General features: G+C 54.1%; 11 protein-coding genes. 3 read left to right on the top strand and 8 right to left on the bottom strand.

The genetic code is table 11. The features are described from left to right. Positions 1–224: 224 nt before the first annotated feature. The 3 genes from BBD38_RS08685 (at position 225) to BBD38_RS08675 (ending at position 2,118) form a co-directional block, all read left to right on the top strand. On the top strand, positions 225–416 hold the full coding sequence (locus tag BBD38_RS08685) for a DUF951 domain-containing protein (protein WP_066686877.1): 192 nt from the start codon (positions 225–227) through the stop codon (positions 414–416). Then, positions 406–1,362, top strand: coding sequence for a signal peptidase I (gene lepB, locus BBD38_RS14945; RefSeq protein ID WP_082989573.1), 957 nt, complete (start codon positions 406–408; stop codon positions 1,360–1,362). Before BBD38_RS08685 ends, lepB begins: the two co-directional genes overlap by 11 nt. Before the next feature lie 96 nt (positions 1,363–1,458). Beyond that, a complete protein-coding gene (locus BBD38_RS08675) occupies positions 1,459–2,118 on the top strand; it encodes an HAD family hydrolase (RefSeq protein WP_066686874.1) in 660 nt (219 codons plus the stop codon). Positions 2,119–2,187: 69 nt separating this feature from the next. Here the strand turns inward: BBD38_RS08675 and BBD38_RS08670 are convergent, their stop codons facing one another. The 8 genes from BBD38_RS08670 to BBD38_RS08635 form a co-directional block, all read right to left on the bottom strand. Beyond that, positions 2,188–3,222, bottom strand: coding sequence for a DUF4432 family protein (locus tag BBD38_RS08670; RefSeq protein ID WP_066686871.1), 1,035 nt, complete (start codon positions 3,220–3,222; stop codon positions 2,188–2,190). Positions 3,223–3,237: 15 nt separating this feature from the next. Next, positions 3,238–4,263: an amidohydrolase family protein gene (locus BBD38_RS08665; RefSeq protein WP_066686867.1), complete on the bottom strand. Its 1,026-nt coding sequence runs from the start codon at positions 4,261–4,263 to the stop codon at positions 3,238–3,240. 9 nt (positions 4,264–4,272) lie between these two features. Next, positions 4,273–5,721, bottom strand: coding sequence for an FGGY-family carbohydrate kinase (locus BBD38_RS08660; RefSeq protein WP_066686858.1), 1,449 nt, complete (start codon positions 5,719–5,721; stop codon positions 4,273–4,275). A 45-nt stretch (positions 5,722–5,766) separates the two neighbouring features. After that, the gene (locus tag BBD38_RS08655; RefSeq protein WP_066686855.1) at positions 5,767–7,161 is read right to left on the bottom strand and encodes an L-arabinose isomerase family protein; all 1,395 of its coding nucleotides are present in this window, start codon (positions 7,159–7,161) and stop codon (positions 5,767–5,769) included. Between the two features lie 68 nt (positions 7,162–7,229). After that, positions 7,230–8,288 (bottom strand): substrate-binding domain-containing protein, encoded by a 1,059-nt coding sequence (locus tag BBD38_RS08650; protein WP_066686852.1) that lies wholly within the window; start codon positions 8,286–8,288, stop codon positions 7,230–7,232. A gap of 48 nt (positions 8,289–8,336) precedes the next feature. After that, positions 8,337–9,827: a sugar ABC transporter ATP-binding protein gene (locus tag BBD38_RS08645; protein WP_066686848.1), complete on the bottom strand. Its 1,491-nt coding sequence runs from the start codon at positions 9,825–9,827 to the stop codon at positions 8,337–8,339. Between the two features lie 12 nt (positions 9,828–9,839). Then, on the bottom strand, positions 9,840–10,844 hold the full coding sequence (locus BBD38_RS08640) for an ABC transporter permease (RefSeq protein ID WP_066686844.1): 1,005 nt from the start codon (positions 10,842–10,844) through the stop codon (positions 9,840–9,842). 155 nt (positions 10,845–10,999) lie between these two features. Continuing rightward, positions 11,000–12,052 (bottom strand): LacI family DNA-binding transcriptional regulator, encoded by a 1,053-nt coding sequence (locus BBD38_RS08635; RefSeq protein WP_066686840.1) that lies wholly within the window; start codon positions 12,050–12,052, stop codon positions 11,000–11,002. Positions 12,053–12,065 lie beyond the last annotated feature (13 nt).

The raw sequence follows: 12,065 nt of genomic DNA, 5'->3' as shown, positions 1-12,065 counted from the left end.
TCCCGCTGTCCGTGTATTTTAAGTTCGTTCGTTTAGGGTCTGCGTCCACTTATTTCTCACCTCCTGTGAGTTGATAACACTAACCGTCCGTTTATCATTATAGCCCTTGCCAGCGGCTTGTGCAAGCCTCATTTTGCAGACTTTGTATGAAATTCCTCTAGGATTTTCCCCCGCCGTATAGTATAATAGATTGGATTGAGAATGGAACGGACCGGTATGGCAAAATGGCGGAGAAAATTTCGTGCGGCGATATTGTCGTCATGCAGAAAAAACATCCTTGCGGAAGCGACAGGTGGCAGGTTTTGCGGACCGGCGCCGATATCAAATTGAAATGCCTTGGCTGCGGGCATATTGTGATGCTCGATTACGCGGCATTTATAAAACGAGTGAAAAAGGTTTTAATAGATGAACAATAACAAAGACTATAACGGGCCGCGCCGGGTGGGGCAGCGGAATATTCCGCATGCGGACGCTCCTAGAAAATATGGGCGCAAGCTCAGCAATCCCTATGCGGAGCCCCGCGAATACGAATCCGATTCCGATGCGCTGGCTTCGGGAACGGGCCGTCATATTTTCCATCCCCATACAAACGCACAGCCGCAGTATGAAGACGAGCTCCAGGAGCCCTTAAGCGCCCATTTCGAGCCTGAGGCGCCCTTTGAAGAGCCTTATTATGAAGACGATTCGATACCGGAGCCATATGACGAACCGGAAGAATATTTTAATCCCAATAAGGCGCGCCGGAATCCGTTCCCGGAAATCGAGCCTTTGGACGACGACCTTGTGACCTATGACGAATTCGGGCGCAAGCGCAAGAAAAAGCGTATCCACGAAGAAAAACTGATGACAAAATCCCGCGCCATCTGGGGCTGGGTTATTTCCATCATTGCGGCGGTGGCCATCGCTTTTATCGTCCGCACCTTCTTTTTTGAAATTATCATGGTGGACGGCGAATCCATGCTCCCGACCCTGCAATCGGATGAAAAGCTGGCGGTGGAAAAGGTCAGCCGTTATTTTAACCTGCCCGAGCACGGGGATATCATTATTGTGCATTACCCCAACATGAGCGGGACCTATGTGAAGCGTGTCATTGCCCTGCCGGGCGAAACCGTTGAAGTAAAGGACAGCACCGTTTACCTGAACGGCGAGCCTTTATCCGAGCCGTATATCAACAGCGAAGAACCCTATATCGATATGGCCCCCGTAACGGTTCCCGAGGACACCGTCTTTGTAATGGGGGATAATCGTGCGCATTCCCTGGACAGCCGTACGTCCTATATCGGGCCGATTGCCCGGTCTGAAATCGTCGGGCACGCGACATATGTAATCTGGCCGCTGGATAACATTCATTCCGTGCAATAAGGGCGGATTGCGGCGGCATAAAAAAGCGCGGCCTGCTTTTCGGGTACCACGCTTTTTTATTTGAACCCGCGTTCATTTTTTTGGATTGGAGAGGCCATGAAAGCAATTTTATTCGATTTTAACGGCACCATGTTCTTCGACTCGGACAAGCATGACCGGGCATGGCAGACGTTTTTGCCAAAATTCGGCAGGAGCGACGTTTCGCTGGAAGCATTATTGGAATATAACCCGCACGGACGCAGCAACGAATCGATCATCAGGCACTATTTGGGCGACGGCCTTTCCGCGCAAAGGCTGTATGAGTTGTCCGAGGAAAAGGAAAGGATTTACCGCGGACTCTGCCTTGCCGACCGCGATTCCTTCCACTTTGTGGACGGCCTCACCGATTTTCTTGACCGCTTGAAGGAGCGTGAAATCCCGCGGAATATTGCGACTGCTTCCGAATGGTCCAACCTCGATTTTTATATCCGCGAATTTCACCTTGCCAATTGGTTTGACGTAGATAAAATTACATATATCGACGGAACGGTGCGCGGCAAGCCCGCGCCGGACCTCTACCTGAAGGCCGCGCAAAATATAGGCGTTGCCCCCGGGGACTGCATTGTGGTCGAGGACTCGCCCCTTGGCGCGGAATCCGCAAAAAGGGCGGGCGTCCCTGAGGTGTTCGCCATCGAAAAAACACCGGGAGCCTTCGGCGACCTTACCTATGCCGACCATGTGATCCCGGATTTTTATCCGATGCTTTCCCTGTTTTAAAAACTAAAAAAACAGAAGCACGGGAAAAGGTTTATCTCTGCCCATGCTTCCGTTTTCGTTTTCGCAGCCTTATTTGCTGTAATAGGAAAACCGGACCTGTGTTTCCCTGCGTTCCCCTGCGCCGATCACGAGGGTCTGCCCGGCCTCTTGCGCAGCCTTGAAATCCCCGGGCAGGCTGGACCACGGCTCCACCGCAAGGGTATATGCCCTGCCGAACCACGGCGCGCTTTGATGGCCGCCGTACATTCCCCATATCCACAGGTAAGGAAAAACCTCTTTATCCCAGTTCATACGGACCCCGATATTTTTCCGCGGGTTGAATATCCTGTATTCGCCCTCGGCAAGCCCGCTGGCCACACACTCAAAATATACCTTTTCCTGCATCCCTGCCGCCCTGCTCACATCCACCGGTTCCCCGTTTTTTCCGGCGAGCAGCGGCCATTTACCGCTTACCGCCCTGTCGAACGGGCAGTTTTCGCCAATCGTCTCCTGCGGCACGCTTACATCCGGCGTTCCCGCAAGCTCAACCGTGACGCCTTTTTCAATGAACGGAAACCCGAAGGCCGGATGATGCCCCCACATGAATTCGAGCGGCAGCGACCCGGTGTTGGTCACGCTTTGGCTGATCGAAAAACCATAGGAATCCATCTCGAGGGAAAAAATCTTTTCCAGGCGAAACGGCGAGCGCATCATTTCCGCCGTGCAGACGATGCTGACCTTCCGCACGCTGTCTTCCAGTACGCTGCACTCCCACGGATAGATGCACGCCTCTCCGTGGATGCCGATCTGCGCCCCGTAGTAATCCGCGGGCGCACCGTAGGTCGGGAAAAGCTCCTGCCAGCCCCCCGCATAGGCGTCGATAAAGCTTCCGCCTTCCGCCGCCTTCGTTTTCGGATATCCCGCGGGCCGCAGCTCGTTGAAGGAATGCCACATGCAGTCGATATCCTTTTCCTTATGCAGTATTTCCACGATGTCCGCGCCCTTCCCGAGTGCGATTACCAGCTTTATCCTGTTGTTTTCAAGCGACGCCATCTCAACGCCGTTTTGTATATAGCGCCGGATGCGGCATCCATAATTGCGCGTACGCGCTTCCTGCTCAAGCACTTTTTCCCTCCCGTTTCATTTGCCGAGGAGCTTTTTTGCGTTCCCGCCGAAAATTTGTCCGGCTACTTCCGCGCCAAGTCCCAGCTTGTCGATGGTATCCAGGATGTTGTTCACCTGTTCGTACACGTAAAACGTATATCCCGCCTCCGCTTCCCTGCCTTCGCGGTGCGTGTTCCACGCAAAATCCTCGCGCGCAAGGTTTTGGTAACCCGTCTTTGTCCACGTCCGTTTTCCGTGCCACAGGAAGATCGGTTCGTCCGTCCCGAAAAGGATACGCCCGGGGGACAGCGTTGTGAGCGCAAGCTCGTAAACCCCGGGGTTGAGCACCGCCGCCGTATCGAAATACAGCCAATGGATATCTTCTCCCATTTTTTCAATTGCCTGGCTGAAATGATAAGGCGTAAAACAGCGCCCGAAATGCGCGATACACAATTTAAGCTTTGGAAACTCGTTCCGTATCTCCTTAAGCTCGGCGATGTTGCGGTCGTCCGGCATGCGGCCCGCGCGCGGCAGGTGCATCATCACCACCATGCCAAGCTTTTCCGCCAATGCAAATTGTTCGCGCGTCATAAAGTCGAAAATGCCGACCTCTGCGCCTTTTTTCCCGGACACCATATCCGGGTAGGGCTTCACGCCGGAAAAGCCATGCTTCGTCAGCATTTCCTCCATATAATCCACGCTGTATTCCGGCTTGATGCACATAAAGCCGCTGCGTACCGCCTGTGTGCGGACGCATTGCGCGACATATTCGTTTGACGCTTCAATATCCGCTTCCCTGATCGGGAACGGAAAAGCGTTGATCTCATATTTGATCCCCGGGAACATCGTATCGAAATAATGCCGCGCGTCCTGCGCGCTCATCACATAGCCGCACTGGAACGCCCAGTCGTCCATGATACGTTCCTTGGGGACGTCTTTTACATGCTCCCATAGATTAACGTGCGTATGTACGTCAAATATCTCTTGCGGCAGGCGCGGGAGAAGTTTTTCCCCGTAAAACGCCTCATCCAGAGCGGTCTTTTCAAAATATTCGCAGCCCATGCAATCCTCCTATCGGTAAAAACGCTCGATGCAATCCCACATTTTCATATACCTGTCATATTTTCCGCTGTAATACGCGGCTTCTTTCGCGGCAGCCGGTTCCACCCGGTCCGCGCGCACCATTGCCGCTGCCGCCGTTTTATAGTCCGGATAGACGCCCGCGCCCACCGCGGCGATCATCGCCGCCCCAAGCGCGCAGGTGTCCGGCTCGCGCATCTGCGTGATGGGAATATCCGTCACCGCGGCGATGATCCTTTTCCATATCCCGCTTTTGGCCGCGCCGCCCATAATTTTAAGGCTGCGTACCGGACAGCCGTTCCGTTCAAAATCGGCAAGCGTTCGTTTCAACCCAAACGAAACGCCTTCCATGATTGCTTTTGCAAAATCGAACTTCCCGCTTGAAAGGTCAAAGCCGGTGAAGGTTCCCTTCGCCGACGGTTGCCAGACAGGATAGTTTGCCCCGGCAAGGTAGGGATAGAAAAACAGGTCGCTTTTCTCCGCGTAACGCTCTTCCACGCCCCGGTTGACCGCATCGAAATCCTCGTCAAGGAAGCGGTTTTTGTACCATTGCAGCGACGCGCCCGAGCACGCCAGCGACGCAATCGAACCATACAGCCCTTTTATGGGATGTATGCCCGGCGCGATGAAGGTATCCGTAAAAAGCGGCCTGTGCGCGATGCCCATCACAACCCATGTGGTCCCGGTGGAAAGCAGCATATCCCCGGCGCTGGTTGCGCCCGCGCCGATCGACGCGCAGTATTGGTCGTGCCCGCCGTTGTAAACGGGCGTACCTTCGGGAAGCCCCATTTCCTCCGCGGCCCTGCGCCGCAGTCCGCCGAGGAAGGCCCCTGTGGGAAGTATTTCCGGAAGCTCGCTTCGCCGTATGCCCGCCGCCTGCAAAATCGTATCGTCCCAATCGTTTTGCCGAATGTTGAACAACTGGCGCATTGCGGCGTTCGTCGGATCAACCGCCGCCCGTCCGGTCAGGAAATAATTCACATATTCGAGGGTCGTCAGGTATTTTTCGCCTGCCTGCCTCTCTTTTTTCATGCGCGGCACCTTTGCCGCGTCAAGCGCAGGATTCAGCTTCCAGCCGGTCGTCTGGTAGAAATACGTCTCTCCAAGCTGGTCTCCCAGCCGTTTCGCTTCTTCCTGCGCACGTCCGTCCATCCACGTCCATGCCATGCCAAGCGGGCGGAACCGCCCGTCCACGGCGACTGTACTGCCGCCCTGTGTGGAAAGGGAGATTGCCTCCACCGGCGCTTCCCCAAGGGCGCGGACGCATTCCTTCACCGCGAAGGCGCTCGCCCGGACCCACTCGTCCGCGTCCTGCTCCACCTGCCGCCCTTCCCCAAGAAGCGCATAGCCGCTGTAGCCTTTTGCGAGAATTGTCCCGTCCCCGGAAACCGCTATGGCCTTTGTCCCTGTTGTCCCGACATCGATTCCAATGACAGGCATTTCCAATCCCCCTTCGTTGTAAGCCAAGGCATCCGCCTTTTCCCTTTACAGTATAATTGCTTCCATTCCGCAGTATTCCGCAAAATATTCAAGGGCCTCCGGCGTTTCGCCATACACGATCACATTATGGTGCGTGCCGCCGTTTTTGCTGTACTCTTCCAGGAAATTCCCGAGCCCGCCTTCCGGTTTGAACCAGCCGTTTACAGCTTCGCCCAGCTTGTTTTCCCCGTCGATACGAATCATTTCCCCCGTTTTGATGAGAAGCAGGAACCTTCCGTTTTCAAGCGGCGCTAGGTTCACAAGGACCGCCTTGCCGCCCTTCATGGTGCTGTAGGCTACGGTCGGGTTTTCCGCATCCGTAAATTCAAATTCCTTTTCTGTCAGGAAGGGTTTCCCGGAAGCGACGTTATAATTGAATTCGCCCATATGGCTCATGAATACGCTGCCGTTTTTCCAGTCCGGGCAGAACATTTCCGAGAAGGTCACGCAGGGATTCGCGCTGAGGAGCGCGCCCACCAGCCCCGCTGTAATCACGTCGCCTTCCCCGGCGTAGCCGATTCCCGCAGTCATCGCCTTGCAGCACTCCACAAACGGCATGACCGGAAGCCCCGGCCGCGAGCCTGCGGTTGCAAGGAAGTTGATCGTAAATGCCGAAAGTTCCTCGTCGCGTACCCATTCGCGCACGCCAAGCCCCGTTCGCGCCGAGCGGTCGTAAACCTCCTTTTTAAGGCCCTTATCGACCTCAAAGTCCTGCACGTCTTTCTCAAATTCTTCGTCGATCTGCTCCTGGGATACTTCCCGCATGCGCTTCGCGCCCTGTTCCCAGTCGTACCGCACGGCCTCGATTCCCAAATGGTCGCGCATCTCGCGCTCCTGCACCTGGAAATCCCCCATGCCTTCAAACGGTTCTCCGATGATGCCCACCCGCGCCGTTTTAAACCTTTTGGCCGCTTTTGCCATATCCGCCGCTTTTTTGATGCGGGCGATCACGTCCGAATGTTCGATATGCCCCGCGAACACCGAATATACCTTATTATTGCGTTTCAAAAGATTGCACATATCCTGTACGCCGTGTATGCCGTGATTGAGCATGATCTGGGCTTCGTCCGTAGACTGGTCGAAGCAATAGCTCGGCGTCGTATCCAATATCAAGATCGGACAGTCCACGTTTTTCAGCGCGTCCTCCGATTCCAGCGACGGGGAATAGGCAAGGTGCAGCGTGACGATCGCGTCTACGTCCGCATCGGCAAATGCCTGTACCGCGCTTTGAAATTCTTTTTTCGTCCTGCACACACTGCTTGTGTGCACGGTAAGCTGCGCGCCCTTAAGCGCCCTGACCACTTTTTGGTGGAATTCGTCGATCTGCGGGCGCACCTGCGGCACCGTCTTGTCGTACAGCTCCACGTAAAGCGGCAGCAGCCCTATTCTGGTATCCCTCATAACGTTTCCTCATTGCGGGCATACGGCCCGTTTCCCGTATGCCCGCGCCATCCCATACAAATTTTGTGTTAAGCCGTCGTCTGGTATTCGTATTTCTTTTCAAACTGTTCTACATTGTCCTGCGTGATGATGATCGACCCGGAGTCCACATTCGGCGGAATCGGATTGATCCCCGCGCCGAGGTAATCTTCCACGACCTTGAAGTTCCCGTTCACATAGTCGTGCAGCCATTTGGTTGCAATGTAGCCTTCCACATAGGAATTCTGTGCAAAGGAAGCCGCGATTTCCCCGTTCTTAATCAGTTCCAAGGTCGCCGCGTCCCTGTCCCTGCACACGATTGTCACCTTGCCGCTGAGCCCCGCTTCGCGTACGGCTGTCGCCGCGCCTACGCCGGATACCGCATCTACGCCTACGATGCCCACTGCGTCGGGATTTGCCTGCAGCGCCGTGCCGATCGCCGTCGGTGCGATTGTCGAGTCTGCCTTATCGTCTACTTCCACAACCTTGATGTCCGGGTATTCAGCCAGCGCCGCAAGGCAGCCGTCCTGGTTGTCTTCCGCGGATTTCTGTCCGAGGGAAAGCGAGTTCGCAACGATTACCGTTCCTTTTCCGCCGACGCGCTCGGCGAGTTCCTTGCCCATGTTGTAACCGTTGTTATACGGTTCGCAGCCAATGAAGGAAAGCCGGTTTGACGTTACGTCGGAATTGACGATAATCACGGGCACGCCCGCCGCAATCGCCGCGTCCACCGAGGGGCCGGTTTCTTCAAACTGTCCGTGCAGGATAATGCCCGTAACACCCTTGGCAACCGCCTGGTCGATCGCTTCCGCCGTTTTATCCGGCTGCGCCTCCTGCGGCCCTGCAAAGTACCACTTTGCGCCCGTTTCCGCACACGCGTCGTTCACGCCGGCCTTAAGAGCATCAAAGAACTCGAGCTGGTTGAGGCTCATGATGACGGCATATTCCTCGTCCGCCCCGCTCGCCGCGCCGCCGGCCGATGCCGCTGCGCCGCTCTCGCCCGTGCCCTCGCTGGGTGTGGCGGCTCCGCCGTTTGCACAGCCCACCAGGACCAGCATTGCCATGATAAGGCACATTGCGACCAGGCCCATTGTCTTTTTCCGTTTCATAATCATTTCCTCCTTATTTTTTATATCTTAGGAAAATAGTTCTTATTCCTAGGAAAGTCCTGATACCAGCTTCATGATCGATTCCTCGCCGGCTTCCTTATTATCCAGTATGCCCGTAATTTTTCCTTCGAACATACATACGATCTTATCGCACGAGGCGATCAGCTCCGACATTTCCGACGACACCAGTATGATTGCCTTGCCGTCCACCGCCATTTTGCGGAGCAGCGCATGGATTTCCGCTTTCGCGCCTACGTCCACGCCGCGGGTCGGTTCGTCGATCATGATAATGTCCGGATTTGTGGTCATCCACATTGCAAGCAGCACCTTTTGCTGGTTGCCGCCCGATAGGTCCATCACGTTCTGGTTTATATCGCTGATTTTGATGGACATCGCATCCACATACTTTTCCGTATTTTTCCTGATGTCCTGGTACTGCACCATCCCGTTTTTACTGAACTGCTCCGTGCTTGCCGCCACAATGTTGCTGTTGACGCTCAGCCCCAGGAACAGCCCCAGTATTTTACGCTCCTTGGTGATATACGCCATTTTGCATTTTTTGGCTTCCATGGGGTTTTTGATCGTGCGCTTTTTGCCTTCGACCTCGATTTCCCCGCTTTCCGCCCGGTAGCATCCAAACAGCGTTTCCAAAAGCTCCGTCCTGCCCGAGCCTTCCAGCCCGGCGATTCCAAGTATCTCGCCCCTGTGAAGCTCGAGGTCGACGTCCCGTACCATTTTTCCCCTGTTCAGCTTGTTGGCGCGGAGTATCACTTCCCCGATTTCACTGGTTCCCACCTTGTAATCGTATTCCACATCGCGCCCGACCATATACCGCACCAGCTCTTCCTTGGTGGTCTGCGGCGTTTTTTCAAAGGTTGTTACGTGCTCCCCGTCCTTTAATACGGTAATTTCGTCGGCGAGGTATAATACTTCGTCCAGCTTGTGCGAAATATAAATGACCGTAACCCCCCGGGACTTGATGTCCGCGATGATCTCGAACAGCTTTTTCGTTTCCGTTTCCGTGAGGGCCGAGGTCGGCTCGTCAAGGATTACGATATCCGCGTTTTTGGAAACGATTCCCGCGATTTCGCACATCTGCTGCGCCCCCAGGCTCAGGTTGCTCATCGTGTCCTTCTCGCTGATGTGCGTAAGCCCGATGTTATCGAGTATTTCCCGCGCCTGCGCATACATTTTGTCGTAATTAATCATGCCGTGTTTCTGCGGCAGCCCGTGCGAAAGCACATTGCTGGCAACATCCAGGTGCATGAAGTTGTTCAGCTCCTGGTATACGATGCCGATGCCAAGCTCTGTCGCTACGATCGGGTTTGCAATATCCGCCTTTTTGCCGTCGACAAATATCTCGCCCGAGTCCGCGCGCTGTGCGCCGGACAGTATCTTCATCAGCGTGGATTTTCCGGCGCCGTTCTCGCCGATCAGCGCATGCACGCTTCCCTTTTTGATCGCAAAGCTCACGCCCTTCAGGGCCTGCACACCGGCGAATCCCTTTTTTATATCTTTCAGTTCGATTGCATTTGCCATAGTATCACCACCCTATGCGCGCGCCTTTGCACGCCGCCGCTTGTTGATCTGGTCGATACCGACCGACAGGACCAGAATCGCGCCGATGATAACCTCCGAATAGTTCGGATTGATCCCCGTCAGCACCAGCGCGTTGCTTATGATTTGCATCAGCAAGACGCCCATGCCGATCCCGATCATCGAACCTTCGCCGCCGTCCATCGAAAGGCCGCCCACGAGGAGCGCAACCACGATGCGGAACTCGAGGCCCGAGCCGATCGTCTGGCTTGCGGTGCCAAGCCTTGAAACCAGCACCATCCCTGCGAACGCCGCCAGGATACCCGTAATCATGTAGGAGACGTAAGTGAACTTCGTGATGTTGATGCCCGCGAGCCGTGCGGAATCTTTATTGCTGCCGATGAAGTAGGCGTTATGGAAGAAATTGACCTTTTTCAGCACGAATATTCCCACGACGAACACCGCGAGCATATAAATGATGCTGATCGGCACGCTTACGCCAAAGAAATTGAATTCCGTGCGGCCGAGCGCAAAAAAGTCTGACGGGAAATTTGCAATGGCATTTGCCGCAATAACCTTTTGCAGTCCTTTATATGCCATCCACGTGCCAAGCGTAGCCACGAGGGGGGTGACATGAAGGTGGCAGATCATGACCGCATTGATGATGCCCAACACCGCGCCTATGAGGAGCGCCGCCACGATCCCGGCCACCGCGTTTCCCGTTGCGTTGATAATCATGCCGCCAAGCACGCTGGCCAGCCCCATTGTGGAGCCGACAGAGAAGTCGATGTTCCCCGCGATCAGCGATATGCCCATCGGCACGGCGATGATGAGGTCGGACGTCATTCCCAGAAGCAGCACCCTGACGTTTGCCGGATTGGCAAAATCCTTTGTTGTAACCGAGAGCAATACGATAATCGCCAGTAATAAAACCGCCAGCGTGAATTCCCTTGCCTCCATGCATTTTTTAAAACCGCTTTTTTTGATCTGTAATGTGTTTTCTGCTCCTTGCCTGCTCATGTTTCCTTTTTTATATGGCTACCGGTCCTGTGCCATATTCCCCTTTCTTATTATTTAGGCAGCCTGAACTTGTACCGCCCGCAGAAACTTTATTTTTGCACTCGAGTGCATTTTTTATCAAAAAAACACGCCCCCGAACGCATTACTTTTTTTAATTATAGAGAGAGTCCGTTAAAGCATTCGCTTGTGAGAATTGACAAATCCGTATGAATGATTTTTTTCACCGGCTGTTCGTTGTTATAGAGATACCGGAACATCGTTTCCAGGGCCGCATACGAAAAAAGTTTTGGCTTCTGGTCTATGATTACGTCGATATATTCCTGTTTCATCAGCTCGATCGCCTCCGCTGAAAGGTCGAAGCCGACCAGCTTTACGTCCTTTTTCCTTGTCTCGCGTATCATTTCGCCGATCAGGTATGTATTCGCGTCTGTACAAAAGATTCCGGAAAAATCATCGTTTTCCTTTAAAAAATTGTGGACTGTATCCACATAAAGGCCGGAATCGTCCGCTATCGTAAGCTCGGATATACTGATTTTGGGGCAATGCTCCTGCAGGTAATCGGTAAAGCCATGCTTGCGGTAGATCGTCTGCATATGCTCGATTGTCTGCATCACCACGCATACGTTTCCCTTTTTCCCGATGTAATTCGCAAGCAGCTGCCCGCCGATGCGCCCGGCCCGGTAAGCGTCCGGCCCCACATAACAGATGCGGTCGCTCGCCGGGGCGTCCGCCCCGAAGGTAATTACAGGCTTGCCATTGGCGGTAAGCTCGTGGATGATGTCGTTGAGCTTTGTCGTGTTGGTCGGCTGCAGGATAACCCCGTCGATATCCTCCCTGCAAAGCAGTTTCTCCAATACCTGGTATTGGTATTGCCATCCCTTCACAGGAATCTCAGATATTTCTATCGATAACCCAAAGTCTTTAAACTCTTCCGTAAACTGTAAAAAACCTTCCTTGATTTCCGGGAAATATGTCTTTGTCACCTTTGAATAAACGATAGCGACCTTTACGCTTTTTTGCTGTGCCAGCGCGCTTGCCAGGCGGTTCTTTTTGTAATTCAGCTCGTTTGCGGCCCGGAGTACGGCCTCACGGGTTTTCTCCCGGACGCTTGTGTCGCCGTTCATTACTTTTTTTACCGTTCTCAACGCGTAACCGGAACGAAGTGCAACATCCTTAAGCGTTGCGGCAGGCTTGCTCATTTCACTCATATCTGGCCATCCA

This window comes from Christensenella intestinihominis, from assembly GCF_001678845.1.
Lineage (GTDB): Bacteria > Bacillota > Clostridia > Christensenellales > Christensenellaceae > Christensenella > Christensenella intestinihominis.
Note: the sequence above shows the minus strand (reverse complement) of the source record. Positions and strands in the feature narration are given on the sequence as shown.